19 protein-coding genes and 1 riboswitch are annotated in these 19584 nt (G+C 66.0%); of the genes, 15 read left to right on the forward strand and 4 right to left on the reverse strand.

Annotated elements, in window-relative coordinates:
* Positions 1 to 7: 7 nt before the first annotated feature.
* The 4 genes from NWF24_RS20445 (at position 8) to NWF24_RS20460 (ending at position 3899) form a co-directional block, all read left to right on the forward strand.
* A complete protein-coding gene (locus NWF24_RS20445) occupies positions 8 to 1195 on the forward strand; it encodes a dihydrodipicolinate synthase family protein (RefSeq protein ID WP_258350122.1) in 1188 nt (395 codons plus the stop codon).
* 8 nt (positions 1196 to 1203) lie between these two features.
* Positions 1204 to 2082, forward strand: a complete 879-nt coding sequence (locus NWF24_RS20450; protein WP_258350123.1) for a sugar phosphate isomerase/epimerase family protein — start codon at positions 1204 to 1206, stop codon at positions 2080 to 2082.
* A gap of 429 nt (positions 2083 to 2511) precedes the next feature.
* Entirely contained in the window at positions 2512 to 3153 is a 642-nt protein-coding gene (locus tag NWF24_RS20455) for a hypothetical protein (RefSeq protein ID WP_258350124.1), read from the forward strand.
* On the forward strand, positions 3150 to 3899 hold the full coding sequence (locus NWF24_RS20460) for a hypothetical protein (protein ID WP_258350125.1): 750 nt from the start codon (positions 3150 to 3152) through the stop codon (positions 3897 to 3899). The genes NWF24_RS20455 and NWF24_RS20460 overlap by 4 nt, the downstream gene beginning before the upstream one ends.
* A 429-nt stretch (positions 3900 to 4328) precedes the next feature.
* Here NWF24_RS20460 and NWF24_RS20465 read toward each other — a convergent pair whose 3' ends face one another.
* Positions 4329 to 4598: a hypothetical protein gene (locus tag NWF24_RS20465; protein WP_258350126.1), complete on the reverse strand. Its 270-nt coding sequence runs from the start codon at positions 4596 to 4598 to the stop codon at positions 4329 to 4331.
* Between the two features lie 475 nt (positions 4599 to 5073).
* On the opposite strand from NWF24_RS20465, the gene NWF24_RS20470 reads away from it, so the two are divergent.
* The 4 genes from NWF24_RS20470 to arsC all read left to right on the forward strand — a co-directional run bounded on the left by NWF24_RS20470 (position 5074) and on the right by arsC (position 8201).
* Complete coding sequence (locus NWF24_RS20470) at positions 5074 to 6177, forward strand: DNA glycosylase AlkZ-like family protein (protein WP_258350127.1); 1104 nt, start codon at positions 5074 to 5076, stop codon at positions 6175 to 6177.
* A gap of 124 nt (positions 6178 to 6301) precedes the next feature.
* A riboswitch (FMN riboswitch) is annotated at positions 6302 to 6462 on the forward strand.
* A 99-nt stretch (positions 6463 to 6561) separates the two neighbouring features.
* Positions 6562 to 7077 carry a 6,7-dimethyl-8-ribityllumazine synthase gene (locus NWF24_RS20475; RefSeq protein ID WP_093180205.1) on the forward strand — a complete coding sequence of 172 codons (516 nt, stop codon included), beginning with the start codon at positions 6562 to 6564 and terminating at the stop codon, positions 7075 to 7077.
* A gap of 32 nt (positions 7078 to 7109) precedes the next feature.
* A complete protein-coding gene (locus tag NWF24_RS20480) occupies positions 7110 to 7796 on the forward strand; it encodes a glutathione S-transferase family protein (protein ID WP_258350128.1) in 687 nt (228 codons plus the stop codon).
* Positions 7797 to 7820: 24 nt separating this feature from the next.
* Positions 7821 to 8201: an arsenate reductase (glutaredoxin) gene (arsC, locus tag NWF24_RS20485; RefSeq protein WP_258350129.1), complete on the forward strand. Its 381-nt coding sequence runs from the start codon at positions 7821 to 7823 to the stop codon at positions 8199 to 8201.
* A 4-nt stretch (positions 8202 to 8205) separates the two neighbouring features.
* Here arsC and queG read toward each other — a convergent pair whose 3' ends face one another.
* Positions 8206 to 9279, reverse strand: a complete 1074-nt coding sequence (queG, locus tag NWF24_RS20490; RefSeq protein WP_258350130.1) for a tRNA epoxyqueuosine(34) reductase QueG — start codon at positions 9277 to 9279, stop codon at positions 8206 to 8208.
* On the opposite strand from queG, the gene tsaE reads away from it, so the two are divergent.
* The 3 genes from tsaE (at position 9265) to NWF24_RS20505 (ending at position 11676) form a co-directional block, all read left to right on the forward strand.
* Positions 9265 to 9771, forward strand: a complete 507-nt coding sequence (gene tsaE, locus NWF24_RS20495; RefSeq protein ID WP_093180203.1) for a tRNA (adenosine(37)-N6)-threonylcarbamoyltransferase complex ATPase subunit type 1 TsaE — start codon at positions 9265 to 9267, stop codon at positions 9769 to 9771. The two genes, queG and tsaE, sit on opposite strands and share 15 nt — an antisense overlap.
* Positions 9768 to 11237, forward strand: coding sequence for an N-acetylmuramoyl-L-alanine amidase (locus NWF24_RS20500; RefSeq protein ID WP_258350131.1), 1470 nt, complete (start codon positions 9768 to 9770; stop codon positions 11235 to 11237). Before tsaE ends, NWF24_RS20500 begins: the two co-directional genes overlap by 4 nt.
* Positions 11238 to 11388: 151 nt before the next feature.
* Positions 11389 to 11676, forward strand: a complete 288-nt coding sequence (locus NWF24_RS20505) for a glycine zipper domain-containing protein (protein WP_093057920.1) — start codon at positions 11389 to 11391, stop codon at positions 11674 to 11676.
* Between the two features lie 76 nt (positions 11677 to 11752).
* On the opposite strand, the gene NWF24_RS20510 is transcribed toward NWF24_RS20505, so the two are convergent.
* Positions 11753 to 12421, reverse strand: coding sequence for a DedA family protein (locus NWF24_RS20510; RefSeq protein ID WP_258350132.1), 669 nt, complete (start codon positions 12419 to 12421; stop codon positions 11753 to 11755).
* A gap of 47 nt (positions 12422 to 12468) precedes the next feature.
* On the opposite strand from NWF24_RS20510, the gene NWF24_RS20515 reads away from it, so the two are divergent.
* The 4 genes from NWF24_RS20515 to NWF24_RS20530 all read left to right on the forward strand — a co-directional run bounded on the left by NWF24_RS20515 (position 12469) and on the right by NWF24_RS20530 (position 17306).
* On the forward strand, positions 12469 to 12966 hold the full coding sequence (locus NWF24_RS20515) for a GNAT family N-acetyltransferase (protein ID WP_093057802.1): 498 nt from the start codon (positions 12469 to 12471) through the stop codon (positions 12964 to 12966).
* 31 nt (positions 12967 to 12997) lie between these two features.
* Entirely contained in the window at positions 12998 to 14215 is a 1218-nt protein-coding gene (locus tag NWF24_RS20520; protein ID WP_258350133.1) for a dienelactone hydrolase family protein, read from the forward strand.
* Positions 14216 to 14242: 27 nt separating this feature from the next.
* On the forward strand, positions 14243 to 16141 hold the full coding sequence (mutL, locus tag NWF24_RS20525) for a DNA mismatch repair endonuclease MutL (RefSeq protein ID WP_258350134.1): 1899 nt from the start codon (positions 14243 to 14245) through the stop codon (positions 16139 to 16141).
* Between the two features lie 187 nt (positions 16142 to 16328).
* Positions 16329 to 17306 (forward strand): alpha/beta hydrolase, encoded by a 978-nt coding sequence (locus NWF24_RS20530; RefSeq protein ID WP_375338399.1) that lies wholly within the window; start codon positions 16329 to 16331, stop codon positions 17304 to 17306.
* A gap of 22 nt (positions 17307 to 17328) precedes the next feature.
* Here the strand turns inward: NWF24_RS20530 and NWF24_RS20535 are convergent, their stop codons facing one another.
* Positions 17329 to 19575, reverse strand: coding sequence for a xanthine dehydrogenase family protein molybdopterin-binding subunit (locus NWF24_RS20535; RefSeq protein WP_258350136.1), 2247 nt, complete (start codon positions 19573 to 19575; stop codon positions 17329 to 17331).
* Positions 19576 to 19584: the final 9 nt, after the last annotated feature.

The raw sequence follows: 19584 nt of genomic DNA on the forward strand, positions 1-19584 counted from the left end.
AGGCAGCATGGCTCTTTCGCTAACCCTTCCCACTGCGAGCGGTTCGCTCGCGCCCTACGCCCTGCGCGGCACCGCGCCGGTGAAGCCCGATGCGGGCACCAAGTTCAACCGCATCGCCTACTCGGCCGCGCACGTGGTGGCCGATCCGCTCGCCGCGATCGACCCGTGGCTGCAATGCGCGGTCGACTGGGACACCACCATCGCCTATCGCCGCCACCTGTTCTCGCTGGGCCTGGGCGTGGCCGAGGCGATGGACACCGCGCAGCGCGGCATGGGGCTGGACTGGCCGACCTCGCTCGAGCTGATCCGCCGCTCGCTCGATGCCGCGAGGGACGTGCCCGGCGCACTGGTCGCCTCGGGCTGCGGCACCGACCACCTGGACATCGACAGCGTGAAGAGCATCGATGACGTGATCCGCGGCTACGAAGAGCAGATGGCCGCCATCGAGGCGCTCGGCGGCAAGCTGATCGTGATGGCCAGCCGCGCGCTGGCCCGCGTGGCGAAGAGCCCCGCCGACTACGAGCGCGTGTACGACCGCATCCTGAGCCAGGCGAAGCAGCCGGTGGTGTTGCACTGGCTGGGCGACATGTTCGATCCGGCGCTGGCGGGCTACTGGGGCACGAAGGATGTCGATGCGGCGATGGACACGGCGCTGGGCATCATCGCGGCGCATCCGGAGAAGGTCGACGGCATCAAGATCTCGCTGCTCGACAAGGACAAGGAAATTGCGATGCGGCGCCGCCTGCCGCCGGGTGTTCGCATGTACACGGGCGACGACTTCAACTACGCCGAGCTGATTGCCGGTGATGGCTTCGGCAGCGAGCCGACGCATGGCAAGAGCGATGCGCTGCTGGGTATCTTCGACGCGATTGCACCAGCTGCCAGTGCCGCACTGGGGGCGCTGGCACAAGGCAACACCGAGAAGTTCCACGCCATCCTCGGCCCGACGGTGCCGTTGTCGCGCCACATCTTCGCGGCGCCTACGCGCTTCTACAAGACCGGCGTGGTGTTCATGGCCTGGCTCAACGGCCACCAGAAGCACTTCACGATGGTGGGCGGGCAACAGAGCACGCGTTCGCTGCAGCACTTTGCCGAACTGTTCCGCCTGGCCGATGCGGCCAATCTGCTGGAGCAGCCGGAACTGGCGGTGCACCGCATGAAGACGCTGCTGGCTTTGCACGGCGTGGAAAGTTGACCCGGACCATGCGCGATTTCTCGCAGAACCACGACTGGCTGTCGATCAACACCGCCACCGTGCGCAAGCAGTCGGGCGTCGAGGTGCCGCTGGACCGCATCATCGACCAGTGCGCCGAGCGCGGCATCCGCGCGATCAGCCTCTGGCGCGACCAGGTGGCGGCCGTCGGCCTCGACAAGGTGGCGAAGCAGCTGAAGGCGCACGGCATCGGCCTCTCGGGCTACTGCCGCGGCGGTTTCTTCCCCGCGCCCGATGCAGCTGGCCTGAAGGCCGCGCTCGACGACAACCGCCGCGCCATCGACGAAGCGAAGACGCTCGATGCGCCCTGCCTCGTGCTGGTGGTCGGCGCCTTGCCCGGCGCGCTCGAAGGCAAGGTCGCCTACAAGGACATCGGCCGCGCACGCAGCGAGGTGCGCGACGGCATCGCCGCATCGCTCGAATACGCCCGCGAAGTCGGCATGCCACTCGCCATCGAGCCCCTGCACCCGATGCAGGCAGCCGACCGTGCATGCATCAACACGCTGGAGCACGCACTCGACCTCTGCGATGAACTCGACGCAGGCAAGAGCGGCATGCTCGGCGTGGCCCTCGACATCTATCACGTGTGGTGGGACCCGAAGCTGCAACAGCAGATTGCCCGCGCCGGCCGCGAGCGCCTGCTGGCGTATCACGTCTGCGATTGGCTCACGCCCACGCGCGACCTGCTGAGCGACCGCGGGATGATGGGTGATGGCGTGGTCGAGCTGAAGAAGATCCGCGGGTGGGTGGAAGACGCGGGCTTCGCGGGATTCAGCGAAGTGGAGATCTTCTCGAACCTCGACTGGTGGCAGCGGCCTGGTCACGAGACCCTGGACGTCTGCATCGAGCGGCACAAGCAGGCTGTCTAGAGCTGCTCGTTGTTCAGGGGCGCATGCACAGGCCACCGGGCACTCCCCCCTCCGCGAATGTCCCCCGCCCTTCGGGCTCCTCCTTTATTTCGCTGCGGGGAGCACCCGACGCCCTGTGCACGATGAGCGCGGCTGTGGCGCTGGCGGTTTGACCGCTGCTGCGGATCGCAGATGGAGATCTGGGGCGCACCACTGAGCTTTTGTGAGGGACGAGCAGGGACAAGCAGAAGTCCGACGGTCTGGTGCTGACCGGGTCGACATTGGAGTGACTGCGTTCAATGTTCGATTCAGATTGAACTGCGACATTCGGAGCTCTGACAGCGACAACCACTCCCTCACGCCAACCTGTCGCCGAAATTTCTCACGGTCGAACCGTCGACGGCGAGCCAGGGTTGCGGGCTACACTCGCGCATCACGACGGGGGATTTCATGGCAACTAAATCCAAATCGCCAGATGCCATCGGCAAGGTGAAGTTTCGAGTGATCGAGTTCGAGCTTGAAGGCACAGATGCGGCCATGCAAGAGACAATTCGAGGGTTCACTGCGGCACTGAATAACAACCAGGGCGTGCCTGCCGGTCGCCAGATTGCTCGACCAGTGGCTAAGCAGATCGGCCAGAACGGTGACGCGATGCACAGCCAAGAGGCAGACCACGAAGCCGACGTTCTTGATGCTGAGCCAGAGAGCGATGAGCCGGCCGCAGCTAAGGCAACGCGCGTGCCGCGAGCCAGGAAGATTCGGCCCATGAAGGTGCTGACTGACATCCGCCTAGATGACGTCGAACCGACGTTGAAGGAGTTCGCGATCGAGAAGGCTCCTGATTCTCACAATGCAAAGTACCGAGTGATTGCGCACTGGTTCAAGAACATCAAGGGTATCCCCGATCTGACGCCCGACCACTTTTTTACCGCCTATCGGTATCTGAGCTGGACTACTCCGACCGATCCTGTGAAGGTGATTGAGAACCTGCGCGGACAGGCGATTGGGCACTTCAGCACAGGAGCAACGCGCGGAACGTCGACTATCAACCACGTCGGCGAACGTGAAGTACTCGAAATGGGTAAAGCTTGAAAGGGCTGCCGTCATTCGTCGGTGGTGTATCTGGATTCGCATCCAAGCCGAACACCTACAAGATTCAGGTCTTCGGTTGGTACATGCACGAGGTACAGAACATCGAACGATTCAGCGCGGCTGACCTGAACAAGTACTTCGATGAGTGCAACATCCCACGGCCATCGAATACAGGAGTGTTCCTCAAGAGCATGCTCGAACGCAAGCCGCCGTTGCTGCTGAAAGACTCAAAAGGACACCGGCTCTCATCGACCGCACGAACTGAAATGGCGGCACTGTTCCCATCGCGACCAACAGCGGTTAGCACGACGAAGATCCTGAACGACTTAGCTGCGCAGATCACCGATCCTGCACAGACGGCGTTCTTGACCGAAACATTGACGTGCTTCAAGCAGCATGCCTATCGCGCTGCCATCGTTATGGCCTGGAACCTCGCGTTCAATGACGTGCTTGACCGGTTGTTCGCGAATCACCTCGTCGATTTCAATGCACAGCTATACAAGGTATTTCCGAAGGAAAAGCAGATCGTGAAGCGATCCGACTTCGAAGACCTCAAGGAATCACGGATCATCGAAGTCGGCAAAGGTGCGAGCATCTTCAGTGCAACGACGGCTAAAGTATTGACGGAGAAGCTCACCAAGCGGAACACTGCTGCCCACCCGTCGCTCGTAGTTGTGACGAGTGTTACTGCCGAGGAAGTGATCTCGGATCTCGTTCAGAACGTCATCCTTCGAAAGATCTGGTAAGACAGCCATACGGGGCGCTGAACTTTCGCTACGCAAGCACCGTCGCTGCAGGCAGTTCCCGTCATTGCCGCATGCGCGTACATCATGATCATGGTGGACGACCGAGAACCAACTGACGATTTCATTCGCGGCTGTGTTCACCTCAGCGGCTTCGATTCAACGGGTGACACATGCGTTTGTTCCAAAAGAAAACGTCGCCTTTCAATTGCTAGCCCCCGGCGACTGCAATGCAGCTGAGACCGTACTTTCAGGGGACAAGCTCATCCGACAGGGACCGCTGCAAAGCGGATGCTCAGATTGCCCGCCGACGATCAGCCTGAAACACATAGCTGCCATCGAAGCCTACCCCGCAAACTTCAATCAACCCGAATTCCCTTCACAACGACGGCTTCAGGCGGGCCGCGAAATTCGCAGCCCGCGGACCGGCCGCTAACCGCCGGTCTCAAGCGCCCCACGCCGCGCCTTCTCGCTCATCTGGAACAGCTCTCCGGCCTTGCGCGCCAGTTCAGCCGCAAGCCAGAGCAGGTTGTCCAGTCGCCGAGGCCCATCACCGCTGCACCAGTCGATGTCTTCCCCGTGGCAGACCCACAGGAGAGCTTCGAGTTGAGAGAGGGTGTTTTCGAGAAGATCCGCCGGGTCTTGGGCGTTGTCTTCGGAAGCTACCGGCGTGCGAGGCCGGGCTATAGTCTTGGTAGCCATTTTGTGCGTTCCTTCCAAGGTAGTTGCACGAACTTGGTTAGACGGTCGGGGTGCTGATAACGCCCTGGCCGTCGCCTTTTGATACCTCGCATCTGCATCGCTGCTTTCGCACCGACGACCTGCCGCGAGGCAAGCAGCCTTCAAACATCTCGGTGGCTTGGTGTGTTGCGCCTTTCTTCTCCCCTTGTTGGGGTGTTGAGTGACAGGGGCATCCACTCTAGAGAAGAACCCGGCGAAATAGCCGCTCCATGCGGCATGAAGTCCCGACGACCGCCAACAAATGCAGCTTCCGCAGCGGCGCTGAACGCTCACGCCGATGGGGTGCCTTGCGCAGCGAAATAAAGGGGGAGCCCGAAGGGCGGAGGACATTCGCGGAGCAAGGTACCCCGTCGGCGTGAGCGCGCCCTGAACGACAACGGAGCCCAACGCACAACGCAGCAAAGCGAAAGTCCGCCGCCTGTGCTGCAATCCGCTGATGCCTGCCCTGACCCTCGACGACCTGCGCCGCTACGCGGTGGCGCGCACCCTCTTCAAGCCCACGACGCTGCCCGCCGCGATCCGGCACCTGGGCTTCGTGCAGGCCGACCCGATTCGCGCGCCCGCACGCGCACAAGATCTCACGCTGCGCCACCGCGTAAAGGACTACCGCGCAGGCGATCTCGAAAGCCGCTACATCCGCCTCGCCATCGAGGAAGACTGTCTCGTCAACTACGGCTTTCTGCCGCGCGAGCACCTAGCGCTGATGCACCCGCGCGAAGCCAAGCGCATATGGGACGCCGATACGCGGCGCAAGGCGGCCGATGTGCTCGCCTATGTGCAGGAACACGGCCCGGTGCATCCACGCCAGGTGGAGCAGCACTTCGCGCACGGCCGCATCAAGAACTACTGGGGCGGTTCGAGCAACGCGACCACGCACCTGCTCGACGAAATGCACTACCGCGGCATGCTGCGCGTGGTGCGGCGCGACAGCGGCACGCGCGTCTATGAGGCCGTGACGCACCAGCCCGCCGACGACAGCCCCGCTGGCCGCGCGCAACGCGCCGCCGCGCTGATCGAACTGGTGGTGCGCAAATATGCGCCGCTGCCGGCCGCGAGCCTCACCTACCTCGTGCGCCTGCTCGGCTACGGTGCGCCGCATCTCTCGCTGCAAACGCAGGCGGCATTGCGCATCGCCCGCGAAGAACTGCTCGCGAGCTGCCGCATCGACGGCACGACCTGGTACTGGCCCGCTGGCGAGAACCCGGCCTCGCGCCGCCACGCACCCGACGACGCGGTGCGCCTGCTCGCGCCCTTCGACCCCGTTGTGTGGGACCGCCGCCGCTTCGAGCTGCTCTGGGACTGGACGTACAAGTTCGAGGCCTACACGCCCGCACCCAAGCGTCAGTTCGGCTACTACGCGCTGCCGATGCTGTGGCACGACAGCGTGATCGGCTGGGCCAACGTCACCGCGCCCGAAGGCCAGTTGAAGCCAACCTTCGGCTACGCCGGCAAGAAGCCGCGCGACGCGGCCTTCCGGGCGGCGCTCGATGACGAACTGCAGCGCATGACGCAGTTCCTTGCAGGGCGAGCCGTACCCTGACTGCTGCGGCCGTGTACCGCCTCCGAAGAAAATCCCCGCTCGGGCGAAGGTCTGCCGCGCGGGCGACAGGCCCACGCGGCGGCGGGCTCCTAGAATCGCGCCGTTGTCCGGTTCGCCGGACGACAAGCGTTCTCAGGGCGGGGTGCAATTCCCCACCGGCGGTGATGGCGGCTGAAAGGCTGCACAAGCCCGCGAGCGCCTGGAGCTTGCAACAAGTTTCAGGGTCAGCAGATTTCGGTGCGATTCCGAAGCCGACGGTCACAGTCCGGATGAAAGAGAGCGCGAAATGCGGGCTCGCCCGCGCGCATTGCTTTGCCGTGCGCGCAGGTAGCCTTGCGGTTTCGTGCGCCCTGATTCAGGAAACCTGCTTTCAAGAGGCACACCATGAGTCAGATCAACGACCTTCCCCTCTCTGCCGTTACCGCGTCGGGCTCGCCGCGCGGCACGCGCATCGCATTCGTCGAGGCGCAGTGGCATTCCGACATCGTCCACCAGGCGCGCGACGCCTTTCTCGAAGAAATGGACCGGCTCGGCGTGGCGCGCGAGCTCATCGACATCTTCGACGTGCCCGGTGCCTTCGAGATTCCGCTGCACGCCAAGCGGCTCGCCAACTCGGGCAAGTACGCGGCCATCATCGGCTGCGCGCTGGTGGTCGACGGCGGCATCTACCGCCACGAGTTCGTCGCGAACACGGTGGTCAGCACGCTGATGTCGCTGCAGCTGGAAACCGACGTGCCGATCTTCTCGGCCGTGCTCACGCCGCATCACTTCCACGAGCACGTGGAGCACCGCAAATACTTCCACCGCCACTTCGCGGTCAAGGGCACGGAAGTGGCCGAGGCCTGCTTCAAGACTCTCGAAGGGCTGAAGAAGGTCGACGCGCTGCTGGCCGCTGCGTGACAACAGGCGCGAGCCTGCAGTAATCTGGGCGGATGAGCTCTTCATCATCCGCACACGAAGACCGCTACACCCTCTACGGCGCGCCCGGTTCGGGCGCCACGCCGATACACGCCGCGCTGACGCTGATCGGTGCGCAGGTCGATACCGTCGACGTCGCTACGTGGGAAAGCGATGCCGAGCGCGAACGCGTGTCGGGCGTCAACCCGATGCGCCAGGTGCCCGCGCTGGTGCTGCCTTCGGGCGAGGTGATGACCGAGAGCGCGGCCATCCTGATCTGGCTCGGCGACCGCTACCCCGAAGCCGGGCTCTGCCCCGCGCCCGATGATCCGCTGCGCTCACGCTATCTGCGCTGGATGGTCTACCTGCCGGCCGCCATCTACTCGCTGTTCTGGGTACGCGACGACCCGCAGCGCCTCGTGCCCGACCCCACCGCACAGGCCGCGATGCTCGAACGCTCTGCCGAGCGCATCGCGCACTGCTGGCACCTGATGGACACGCAGATCGACGAGCCCGCGCCCTATCTTCTCGGCGAAAAGCTGAGCATGCTCGACCTGTACGTGACCGTGATGTCGCGCTGGACGCCGGGCCGCAGGCGCTTCTACCGCGTGGCGCCGCGCATGGCCCGGGTGGTGCGCCGCGTGGATGCCGATCCTCGGTTGGCGGAATTCTGGGCGGCGCGCTTTCCCTTCACGATGGACCCGAGCGCTCCGGGAGGCTGAGTCCTGTTTTCTATCATCGACACCATGACCGCACGCACACCGACCACCGTCTACCCGATGACGATTTATCACAAGCCCAACTGCAGCACCTCGCGCAACGTGCTGACGTTGATCCGCGAAAGCGGCGTGGAGCCCGAGATCGTCCTGTACCTGGAAACGCCGCCGCCGAAGAAAAAGCTGCGCGAGCTCGCGAAGGCGATGGGCATGGGCGCGCGCGAACTGCTGCGCACCAAGGAAGCGCCGTACGAAGAACTGAAGCTGGCCGACTCGAAGTGGACCGACGACCAGCTGTTCGACGCCATCGTCGAGCACCCCATCTTGCTGCAGCGGCCCATCGTGGTGTCGCCGCGCGGCACGCTGATGTGCCGGCCATGGGGGCGCGTGCGCGAGATCCTGCCTGCCTGAAGCCTCAGCTCGTGGCCTGCTGCGCCAGGCCCCAGGCGACATGCTCGCGCACGAGTTCGCTCGGGTGTTCGGCCCGCGTCGCCAGCGCCTCCTGCGCATCGCCCTCGCCCGCTCGCGCCGCATTGCCCAGCGCCACGGCGATGTTGCGCAGCCAGCGCTCATGCCCGATGCGGCGGATCGGGCTGCCTTCGGTGCGGCGCAGGAAGTCCTCCTCAGTCCACGCGAAAAGCTCGGCCAGAGTGCGGCCCGTGAGCCCTTCGCGCGCATCGAAGTCGGGCAACTCGCTCTTCTTCGCGAACTTGTTCCAGGGGCAAATGAGCTGGCAGTCGTCGCAGCCGTAGATGCGGTTGCCCATCAGCGGACGCAGCTCCAGCGGAATGGGCCCGCCGTGCTCGATGGTGAGGTACGAGATGCAGCGCCGTGCATCCAGCCGCTGCGGCGCGATGATGGCCTTCGTCGGGCAGATGTCGATGCAGGCGCTGCAGCTGCCGCAATGTGCCGTGACGGGTTCGCTCGGCGGCAGTTCCATGTCGACGTAGATCTCGCCCAGGAAAAACATCGAGCCGGCGTCGCGGTCGAGCACCAGCGTGTGCTTGCCGCGCCAGCCCTGCCCGCTGCGCGAGGCCAGTTCGGCTTCGAGCACGGGGGCCGAGTCGGTGAAGGCGCGGTGGCCGAAGGGGCCGACTTCCTCGGCGATGCGCTCGGCCAGCTTCGCGAGCCGATTGCGCAGCACCTTGTGATAGTCGCGGCCCCGCGCATAGACCGACACGATGGCCTCGCCGGGCCGCGTGAGCCGGTCGAACTCGATGGCTTGCCACTCGGGCTGCGTGCTGCGCGGCAGGTAGTCCATGCGCGCGGTGATCACGCTCACCGTGCCCGGCACCAGCTCGGCAGGACGGGCGCGGCGCGTGCCGTGTGTTGCCATGTATTGCATCTCGCCATGGAACCCATGGGCCAGCCATTGCATCAGACCGGCCTCGGCGCTCGATAAATCGACGCCCGCGATTCCGATTTGGGAGAATCCGAGTTCCCGGGCCAAAGCCTGAATACGAACAACGAGTGGATGGCTGACGATCACTTGCCGATTGTAGAAACGACCCAGAACGCCCGCAGCCTGCGCTGGCGCAGCGAGGACGACACCGACGCTTTCGCGCTGGCCCTGGCGTCCTCGCCCGCATTGCGCGATGCCTTCATCGCGCTGCATGGCGACCTTGGCGCCGGCAAGACCACTTTCGTTCGACACCTGCTGCGCGCGCTCGGTATCGCGGGGCGCATCAAGAGCCCCACCTACGCGGTCGTCGAGCCCCACGAGGCGCCCGACGGCCTGCAGATCTTCCATTTCGACTTCTACCGCTTCGCCGATCCGCGCGAATGGGACGATGCCGGCTTCCGCGACATCTTCGCGGGACCGGGCCTCAAGCTGGCCGAATGGCCAGAAAACGCCGCGGGCCGCACACCGGTTGCCGACCTCGCTATTAAAATAGAAGCAATGACTGACGACACACGCAGCGTGACCCTCCTCGCGAACACCCCTCGCGGCAGCGATCTGCTGGCGCGCATCGCCGCATGAAGGCGACCGGCCTGAAACGGCGCGTGCTGCTGCAGGGCGGCAGCATCGCGCTGATGCTCGGCGTGCACCAGATCGCCCGCGGCGCCACCATCCTCGCCGTGCGCGTGTGGCCCGCAGCCGACTACACGCGCGTGACCATCGAGTCCGATGCCCGCCTCAATTCGCAGCAACTCGTGGTGGGCAGCCCGCCGCGGCTTGCCGTCGACATCGAGGGCATCGACCTCAGCCCCGAACTGCGCGAGCTGGTCGGCAAGATCAAGCCGGGCGACCCGTTCATCAATGGCCTGCGCGTCGGGCAGAACGCGCCGAAGGTGGTGCGTATCGTGTTCGACCTGAAGCAGGCCGTGGTGCCGCAGGTGTTCTCGCTCGCGCCCGTGGCCGCATACAAGCACCGGCTGGTGCTCGACCTGTACCCCGAACAGGCGATCGACCCGATGGAAGCGCTGATTGCCGAGCGCCTGCGCGATGCGCCTCGCGCGGGCAGCGGCAGCAACACGAACAACGCCCCGGCCGTGGCCGGCATCGTGCCCTCTGCCCCGGCCGCACCGGCCGCCGACCCACTCGGCGAACTGATGGCGCAACAGTCGATGCGCCCCGGCCCGCAGACACCGCCACCCGTGCTCGTTACGCCGCCACCGCCCGTGGTGGGCACCGCGCCCGTCAGGCCTGTGACGCCCCCTCCCCCAGTGGCTGCCGCACGCGGCGGCAGCAACAGCACTGCCGCCACGGCCAGCCGCACCGACCGCATCATCATCGTGGCGCTCGACCCCGGCCACGGCGGCGAAGACCCTGGAGCCATCGGCCCCAACGGCACGCGCGAGAAAGACATCGTGCTGCAAGTGGCGCACCGGCTGCGCGAGCGCATCAACGCGAGCAGCGTGAACGGCAGCCCGATGCGCGCCTTTCTCACGCGCGACGCCGACTTCTTCGTGCCGCTGGGCGTGCGCGTGCAGAAGGCGCGGCGCGTGCAGGCCGACCTGTTCGTGAGCATCCATGCCGACGCCTTCACCACGCCCGCAGCACGCGGCGCCAGCGTGTTCGCGCTGAGCCAGAGCGGCGCGTCGAGCAGCGCGGCACGCTGGATGGCCAACAAGGAAAACGATGCCGACAAGGTCGGCGGCGTGAACGTCGGCGGCCACGAGGCGCAGGTGCAGCGCGCCCTGCTCGACATGAGCACCACCGCACAGATCAACGACAGCCTGAAGCTCGGCGGCGCGATGCTCGGCGAGATCAAGAACATCGGCGCGCGGCTGCACAAGGGCCAGGTCGAACAGGCCGGCTTCGCAGTGTTGAAGGCACCGGACATCCCGAGCGTGCTGGTGGAGACCGCCTTCATCAGCAATCCGGAAGAAGAAGCCAACCTGCGCCGCGTCGACTATCAGGAGAACCTGGCCGATGCGCTGATGCGCGGCATTCAGCGCTACTTTGCGCAGAACCCGCCTCTGGCGCGCAGCCGGCAGCTCTGATCGGCCGCGCGGCTTTGTAAAGCCAAAGCGTGCACTGCTGTCCCACGCCGTGCGGCCCACGAGTCCGCACAGGCAGGCGCGGCAGGCTCCTACACAGATGCCACCGGCCTTCTGGACATGATGACTCATCACTCCTCGAAAGGTGGACATCATGAACACACGTCTCTGGATCGCTGCTTTCGCAGCCACTTCGGTCATGACGATTGCAGGCTGCGCGAGCGGCCCTAACCAGAACCTCGGGACTGGTGTGGGCGCTGTCGGCGGCGCGCTGGTGGGCCACGCCATCGGCGGCAACACTGCGAGCACTGTGGGTGGCGCAGCCATCGGCGGCATCATCGGCAACCAGGTCGGCCGCAATGCCGACGAACGCAACTACTACAACCAGCAGCGCTATCCGCAAGGCAGCGGCTACTACCCGAGCAACGGCCCGAACTACTGAGATACGGCCTGAACAAAAAAGCGCGCCAGCGGCGCGCTTTTTTGCTGGTTGATCGGCCTGATCGGCCAGGCAGTCGTCAGGCCTGCGAGGCCTGCGCCTCGCGTGCCTTCTCGGCCTTCGAGGCGCGCCACGCGCCGAAGATCGCCAGCAGCCCCGGCACGAAGATCAGCGCCCAGATGATCTTGTCCAGATGCTGGCGCACGAACGGCAGATTGCCGAAGAAGTAACCCGCTGTTGCAATGCCCAGCACCCAGATCAGCGCGCCGACCACGTTGAACATGGTGAACTTCGCGCGGCTCATCTCGGCCACGCCGGCCACGAACGGCGCGAAGGTGCGAATGAACGGCATGAAGCGCGCAAGAATGATCGTGATGCCGCCGTAGCGCTCGTAGAAGCCGTGAGCCTGGTCGAAGGCCTTGCGGTTGAAGAAGCGCGAGTTCTCCCACTGGAACACCTTCGGCCCGAAGTAGCGGCCGATCGAGTAGTTGCACTGGTCGCCCAGAATGGCCGCCGCAATCAGGATCCCGCAGGCCAGCGGGTAGCTCATGAGCCCCGCGCCGCACAACGCACCGACGATGAAGAGCAGCGAATCCCCGGGCAGAAACGGCATCACCACCGCACCGGTCTCGACGAAGACGATGAGGAACAGCAAGGCATAGACCCAGGGGCCATAGGCAATGACAAAGGCCTCGAGGTGTTTGTCGACGTGAAGAATGAAGTCGACGAGAAAGCTGATGATTTCCATGGCCGCGGATTATCCTTGTTGAAACCGAACGCCCTGTGAATCACCCCATGCTGCACATACGCGCTGCCACCGACGCAGACTGGCCGGCCATCTGGTCCGTGCTCGAACCCACCTTTCGCCGCGGCGACACCTACACCTTCGCGACCGACGTCACCGAAGCCGAGGCCCGTCATGCGTGGATGAACCTGCCCGCCGCCACTTTCGTGGCCTGCGACGCGCAGGGCGCGGTGCTCGGCACCTACGTCATCAAGGCCAACCAGCCCGGACACGGCTCGCACGTGAGCAACTGCGGCTACGTAGTGTCCGAGGCCGCGCGCGGCCTGGGCGTGGCATCGGCGCTGTGCGAACACTCGCAGCAGGAGGCCGTGCGCATGGGCTTTCGCGCGATGCAGTTCAACTTCGTGGTGTCCACCAACGAAGGCGCGGTGCGCCTGTGGCGCAAGCTGGGCTTTGCCATCGTCGGCACGCTGCCCGGGGCGTTCAGGCATCCGCAGCATGGCTTCGTGGATGCCTTCGTCATGTTCAAGCAACTGCAGCAGCCATAAGACTTACTTACCCCACCCGGAGAAACACACGATGACAGGCCAGTACATCCAGATGAAAGCCGCCGACGGCAGCGGCACCTTCCGCGGCTACCTCGCCCTGCCCGAAGCCGGCACAGGCCCGGGCCTTGTGCTCGCGCAGGAAATCTTCGGCATCAACCACACGATGCGCGAGGTGGCCGACTACTACGCCGAAGAAGGCTACGTGGCGCTGGTGCCCGACCTGTTCTGGCGCCAGGAGCCGAACGTGGAGCTCGGCTACAGCGAAGCCGACTGGCAGCGCGCCTTCGCGCTCTACGGCGGCTTCGACGAGGCCAAGGGTATGGAGGACATGCAGACCTCCATCACCGCCTTGCGCGGTCGGCCCGAAGTGCAGGACGCCAAAGTCGGCGTGCTCGGCTTCTGCTTGGGCGGCAAGCTGGCCTACCTCGCGGCCTGCCGCACCGATGCGGATGTTGCCGTCGGCTACTACGGCGTGGGCATCGACGCTGCACTCGACGAGGCCGACAAGATCAAGCGCCCGCTCACACTGCACATCGCAGAGCTCGACAAGTTCTGCCCGCCCGAGGCGCGCGACCGCATCGTCGCCACGCTCCAGGGCCGGCCCGGCGTCTCGCTGTATGTGTATCCCGGCATGGACCACGCCTTCGCACGCGCCGGCGGCGAACACTTCCACAAGCCCTCGGCGCTGATGGCGCACGAGCGCAGCATCGCCACGCTGAAGGACGCCATCGGCCCGCATTACGACCTCTCGGCACTGTGGGACAAGCACTGCGAATACGAGTTCGCCACCCGCAACGTCGACGACACCATGTCGACCATGGTGGCCGAGCCGTACGTCAACCACATCCCGACCATGACCGGCGGCGTGGGCTACAAGGCGCTGCACGCGTTCTATACGAACCACTTCGTCAACAGCAATCCGCCCGACACCTCGCTGGTGCCGATCTCGCGCACGGTGGGCGCCACGCAGGTGGTCGACGAGATGCTGTTCTGCTTCACGCACACCACCGAGATCCCGTGGATGCTCCCGGGCGTTGCGCCGACGGGCAAGCGCGTGGAAGTGCCGTTGCTCGCCGTCATCAAGTTCCGCGGCGACAAGCTCTATCACGAGCACATCTACTGGGACCAGGCCAGCGTGCTGGTGCAGGTGGGTCTGCTCGATGCGAAGCTGCTGCCGGTGGCAGGCATCGAGACGGCGCGCAAGCTGCTGGACGAGACGCTGCCGTCGAACACCCTGATGCCGCGCTGAAAACGACACGGCTTTTAGAATGCCCCGGTGAGCGCCCTCCCCACTTCCATCACCCCTTCCGAACGCCGCCCGATCCGCGAACTCCCCGACGAACTGATCAGTCAGATCGCCGCCGGTGAAGTCGTCGAGCGCCCCGCCTCGGTGGTGCGGGAGCTGCTGGACAACGCGCTCGACGCGGGCGCCAGCCAGATCACGGTGCGGCTGGCCTCGGGCGGCGTGCGGCTGATCTCCGTGGAAGACGACGGCCTGGGCATTCCCCGCGAGGAACTCACGGTGGCCCTGCGCCGCCACGCAACCAGCAAGATCGCCAGCCTCAACGACCTCGAAACGGTCGGCACGATGGGCTTTCGCGGCGAGGCACTGGCGGCCATCAATGCGATTGCCGAGCTCAGCATTCTTTCGCGCTTCACCGGCTCCGATACGGCCTTCGCGCTCGATGGGCGCACCGGCGAGCTGCGGCCGGTGGCCCGCTCCACCGGCACCACGGTCGAGGTGCGCGAGCTGTTCTTTGCGACGCCCGCGCGCCGCAAGTTTCTGAAGACCGACGCCACCGAACTTGCCCATTGCATCGAGGCGGTGCGCCGCCATGCGCTGGCACGGCCCGAGGTGGGTTTTTCGGTCTGGCACGACGGCAAGCTGGTCGAGCAGTGGCGCGCCGCCACCACGCGCGAGCAGCGACTGGCCGATGCGCTGAGCGACGAGTTCGTGACGCAGAGCGTGGCCGTCGATCGCGAAGGCGGCCCGGTGCGCGTGGTCGGCCGTGCCGGCATCCCCGATGCAGCGCGCTCGCGTGGCGACCAGCAGTTCTTCTACGTCAACGGCCGCTTCGTACGCGACAAGGTGCTGTCGCACGCGGTGCGCAGCGCGTACGAAGACGTGCTGCACGGCCAGCGCCAGCCGATCTACGCGCTGTACCTGGAGATCGATCCGGCACGGGTCGACGTGAACGTGCACCCGACCAAGATCGAGGTGCGCTTTCGCGACGGACGCGAGGTGCATCAGGCGGTGCGCCATGCCATCGAGGATGCGCTGGCGGCCCCGCGTGCCGGCGATGCAGTGGCGCCAGCGGGCGCAGCACCGCAGCCGTTTTTCAAGCAGACCCCGCTGCCGTCGAACGCCAGCTGGGCTCAGCCCGCCATCAATTTCACATCGCAGGAGCGCGGCGCCGGCGATTTCGAGGCAATGTGGCCTCGGCGCAGTGAGCAGCCGGCGCAGCATGCGGCGGAATCGGCCGCATCGTCTCTCTGGCCCCAGGCCAGTGCGGCTCCGGCAACGTTCCAGGCCCCTGTCGGGCTGCCCGTGGCGGCGAACGCCGACGCTGCTCTCGCCACCAACGAACAAGCCTGGCCGCTGGGCCGCGCGCTGGCCCAGCTGCAGGGCATCTACATCCTGGCCGAGAACAGCCAGGGCCTCGTGATCGTCGACATGCATGCGGCGCACGAGCGCATCGTCTACGAGCGGCTCAAGACCCAGCTCGACGGTGCGGCCATCAGCAGCCAGCCGCTGCTGATTCCGGCCACTTTCGCGGCCACGCCGCAGGAAGTGGCCACGGCCGAGGCCTGCGCCGAGGTGCTGCCGACGCTGGGCCTGGAAATAACCCCCTTCTCGGCACGCACGCTCGCGGTGCGTGCCGTGCCCGGAACGCTGGCCGACGGCGATCCGGTGGAGCTGGCACGCAGCGTGCTGGCCGAACTGGGCCAGCACGACGCGAGCACGGTGGTTCAGCGTGCCCAGAACGAATTGCTGTCCACCATGGCCTGCCACGGGGCGGTGCGAGCCAACCGCAAGCTCACCATCGACGAGATGAACGCACTGTTACGTCAGATGGAAGCAACAGAACGTTCGGACCAGTGCAACCACGGCCGGCCGACCTGGCGCCAGCTGTCGGTTCGCGAGCTGGATTCGCTGTTCATGCGCGGCCGATAGGGCAAATCAGCGCTTTAAGCCTTTTTTCTAGGGTTTTCCGCAGTCATCGGGATTGCGGGCACGCACGTTGCATAGGCTCGGTAAAGCGCCGGTGAGCGTTGTTTCGGGGGGTTACCAAGGTGCAGTGTCGGCGCACCAAGGTGAAAGCAGGTGAACTTTTCCGCCGACTTCGCTGTCCCTCAACCCCATGATGAAACGCTGGACCCTCCTCGCGTCTGTCCTCTCGCTTTGTGCCCTGCTGGCAGCCGGTTGCTCGACGCTTGACGAACAGCAACGCGAATGGATCTTCCAGCCCAGCGACCGCAGCTGGGGCAACACCGCCTCCATGACCCAGGGCATGGAAGACGTGTGGATTGATTTCCAGTCTTCCCTCACCGGCGAGCCCGCGCGCCTGCACGGCCTGTGGCTGGGCGGCGCACCCGAGACCACCGACACCCCCGTGATGCTGTACCTGCACGGCGCCCGCTACAACGTGGCCGGCTCGGCGCCGCGCATCCAGCGCATGCACGAGTTGGGCTTCTCGGTGCTGGCCATCGACTACCGCGGCTTCGGGAAGAGCTCCAAGGGCCTGCCCTCGGAGGAATCGGCCCGCGAAGACGCCCGCGCCGCCTGGACCTGGCTGGCCGCGCGCCACCCCAAACAACATCGCTACATCTTCGGCCACTCGCTCGGCGGCGCCATCGGCATCGACCTGGCGGCGCATGTGAACGACGAGAGCGGCACCATCGTCGAGAGCACCTTCACCTCGATCGCCGACGTGGTCAGCGGCTTCAAGTGGGGCTGGCTGCCCTTCGGCCCGTTCATCACGCAGCGATTCGAAGCGATCAACACGGTCAAGGACATTGGCTCGCCGCTGCTGGTGGTGCATGGCACGGCCGACAGCCTCATCAACCCGACGCTGGGCCGCAAGCTGTATGACGCGGCCACCGTGCCCAAGCTGTTCGTGCTGGTCGAGGGCGGCTCCCACCACAACACCAATTCGATCGGCGAGGCGCAGTACCGCGCGGCGCTGACGCAGTTGTTCCGCATGAAGCCGGAGAGCATGGTCGCCAGCAATGGCGGCGCGGCGAACCGGCCGCAGCCACGGCTTGCGCCGCCCGCCGCCGCGCTTGCGCCGCAGGATGTGCGGGGCGAGGTGCGCGCGCCGGCACCGGCCGCTATCTAGGTTTCGTCCGCGCGCCCCGTCGTCAAGCCAGATTGAAGGGCAGCTGGCGCAAGGGCTTGCCGGTCAGCCGCGCGATGGCGTTGGCGAACGCGGGTGCCAATGGCGGCAGGCCGGGCTCGCCCATGCCGGTGGGTGCATCGGCGCTGGGCACGATGTGGATCTCGAACTCCGGCATGTTGGTGATGCGGGCCACGGTGAAATCGCCGAAGTTGCTCTGCTGCACAACGCCCTCCTTCAACGTGATCGCACCGCCGGACAGGCACGTCGACAGTCCCATCACCGCCGCTCCCTGCACTTGCGCCTCCACACTGCGCGGGTTGACCGCCAGGTTGCAGTGCACGCCGCTGGTGACGCGATGCAGCACCGGCTGGCCGTCCTTCACCGAAGCTTCCACCACATAGGCCACCACGGAGTCGAATGACTCGTGCACGGCTACGCCCCAGGCACGGCCGTCGGGCAGCTGCTTCTTGCCGTAGCCGCTCTTGTCCACGGCCAGTTGCAGCGCGGCGCGGTGGCGTGGGTGCTTGTCTGCGAAGAGCTGCATCCGATATGCCACCGGGTCCTGCTTCGTGCTGCGGGCGATCTCGTCGATCAGGGTCTCCATCACGAAGGCGGTGTGGGTGGAACCCACGCTGCGCCACCACAGCACGGGCACGTTGACCTGGGGGTGATGCACCGTCAGGCGCATCGGAAGCGGGTACGGATCGCGCATGCCCTCGGTGGCCGTGGCGTCGATACCGTCCTTCACCTGAAATTCTCCGAACACCGTGCCCGTGGTGATCGACTGGCCGACGATGACGTGGTCCCACGCCAGGATCCTGCCGCGCTCGTCGAAGCCGATGCGTGCGCGGTGCAGATGCATGGGGCGGTAGTAGCCGCCCTTGATGTCGTCTTCGCGGCTCCACAGCAGGCGCACCGGCACGTCGAAGCCGGCGGCACGCGCGGCCTTGGCGATCTCGCAGGCCTCGACCACGAAGTCGCTGGTGCCCACGAAACGCCGGCCGAAGCCACCGCCCGCCATCTGCACATGCACCGTCACCTGCTCGGGCTTGAGGCTCAGCACGCGCGCGGCGGCGGCAGCGTCCAGCCCGGCGCACTGGGTGCCGACCCACAGCTCGGCGCGCCCATTCGACAGCTTGACGGTGCAGTTCAGCGGCTCCATGGGCGCATGAGCCAAATAGGGGAAGACGAACTCGGCTTCCAGTTGCCGGGGCGCCGTGGCCAGCGGTGCCATGTCGGCGTCGAACTTGCGTGAGCCCGGGCGCCCGGCCAGCTCGCGGTACTGCGCCAGTTGCTTCTCGGTGTCCACCTTCTCGACGGAGGCCGTGTCCCACTGCAGCTTCAGTGCGTCGCGGCCCAGCTTGGCGGGCCAGTAGCCATCGGCCACCACGGCTACGCCTTCGGCGCCGCGGTCCAGCGGCACGCGCAGCACGGCCTTCACGCCCTTGACGGCGCGCGCCGCACTGTCGTCCACCGAGGCCAGGCGGGCGCCGAACACCGGTGGATGAGCCACGACCGCCGTGAGCTGACCGGGATGCCGCACGTCGATGCCGAAATCCTGGCGCCCGCTGCTCTTGGCGCGCGCGTCCAGGCGCGTGGTCGGACGGCCGATGATCCGGAAGTCCTTGGGATCCTTCAGCGTGACCTTCTCGGGCACCGGCAGGGCCATGGCCGCTTTGGCCAGCTCGCCGTAGCCCAGCTTGCGCCCGCCCGGGCCCAGCACCGTGCCAGCCTGCGTGCGCAAGGTGGCCGCGTCGACCTTCCAGCGCGCAGCCGCCGCCGACAGCAGCATGGCCCGGGCGCGCGCGCCCAGCTCGCGGTACTGCGTGAAGCTGTTCTTGATCGAGTTGGAGCCACCGGTCAGGTGGATGCCGAAGAGCGGGTCGACGTAGGCCGCGTCGCTCGAGCCATTGCGGCTGCGCACCAGGGCCCAGTCCGCATCGAGCTCCTCGGCCAGGATCATCGGCAAGCCGGTCTGCACGCCCTGGCCGAATTCCAACCGGTTGATGGTGACGGTGACTTCGCCGTTGGGTGCGATCTGCACGAAGGCCGACGGCTGTTGCGTCGGCTTGAGCGCGCCGGCCACCTGCGCTGCGCCATCGGCCTGCGCCATGGCCAGATGAGGAAAGGCGCCGAGCACGAGGCCGCCGGCTCCGGCCATCTTCAGGAAGCTGCGACGGGGCAGCGTGGCGGCTTCGCTGGTCGGGGCCTGGGCCATCAGGCGCTGCATGGCGCGCGGCAGTTCGCGGTAGTCGATGTTGGTCAGCATGGCGGCTCC

It is taken from the genome of Variovorax paradoxus, assembly GCF_024734665.1.
GTDB lineage: Bacteria > Pseudomonadota > Gammaproteobacteria > Burkholderiales > Burkholderiaceae_C > Variovorax.

Bases quoted from the DNA above. Each gene is read 5' to 3' on its own strand.
- tsaE (WP_093180203.1), top strand. From the start codon at position 9,265: ATGGCTGACGATCACTTGCCGATTGTAGAAACGACCCAGAACGCCCGC.
- NWF24_RS20510 (WP_258350132.1), bottom strand. From the start codon at position 12,421: ATGGAAATCATCAGCTTTCTCGTCGACTTCATTCTTCACGTCGACAAA.
- NWF24_RS20475 (WP_093180205.1), top strand. From the start codon at position 6,562: ATGAGTCAGATCAACGACCTTCCCCTCTCTGCCGTTACCGCGTCGGGC.
- NWF24_RS20530 (WP_375338399.1), top strand. From the start codon at position 16,329: ATGATGAAACGCTGGACCCTCCTCGCGTCTGTCCTCTCGCTTTGTGCC.
- NWF24_RS20535 (WP_258350136.1), bottom strand. From the start codon at position 19,575: ATGCTGACCAACATCGACTACCGCGAACTGCCGCGCGCCATGCAGCGC.
- NWF24_RS20520 (WP_258350133.1), top strand. From the start codon at position 12,998: ATGACAGGCCAGTACATCCAGATGAAAGCCGCCGACGGCAGCGGCACC.
- arsC (WP_258350129.1), top strand. From the start codon at position 7,821: ATGACCGCACGCACACCGACCACCGTCTACCCGATGACGATTTATCAC.
- NWF24_RS20505 (WP_093057920.1), top strand. From the start codon at position 11,389: ATGAACACACGTCTCTGGATCGCTGCTTTCGCAGCCACTTCGGTCATG.
- NWF24_RS20500 (WP_258350131.1), top strand. From the start codon at position 9,768: ATGAAGGCGACCGGCCTGAAACGGCGCGTGCTGCTGCAGGGCGGCAGC.
- NWF24_RS20445 (WP_258350122.1), top strand. From the start codon at position 8: ATGGCTCTTTCGCTAACCCTTCCCACTGCGAGCGGTTCGCTCGCGCCC.
- NWF24_RS20515 (WP_093057802.1), top strand. From the start codon at position 12,469: ATGCTGCACATACGCGCTGCCACCGACGCAGACTGGCCGGCCATCTGG.
- NWF24_RS20455 (WP_258350124.1), top strand. From the start codon at position 2,512: ATGGCAACTAAATCCAAATCGCCAGATGCCATCGGCAAGGTGAAGTTT.
- NWF24_RS20480 (WP_258350128.1), top strand. From the start codon at position 7,110: ATGAGCTCTTCATCATCCGCACACGAAGACCGCTACACCCTCTACGGC.
- NWF24_RS20465 (WP_258350126.1), bottom strand. From the start codon at position 4,598: ATGGCTACCAAGACTATAGCCCGGCCTCGCACGCCGGTAGCTTCCGAA.
- NWF24_RS20470 (WP_258350127.1), top strand. From the start codon at position 5,074: ATGCCTGCCCTGACCCTCGACGACCTGCGCCGCTACGCGGTGGCGCGC.
- NWF24_RS20450 (WP_258350123.1), top strand. From the start codon at position 1,204: ATGCGCGATTTCTCGCAGAACCACGACTGGCTGTCGATCAACACCGCC.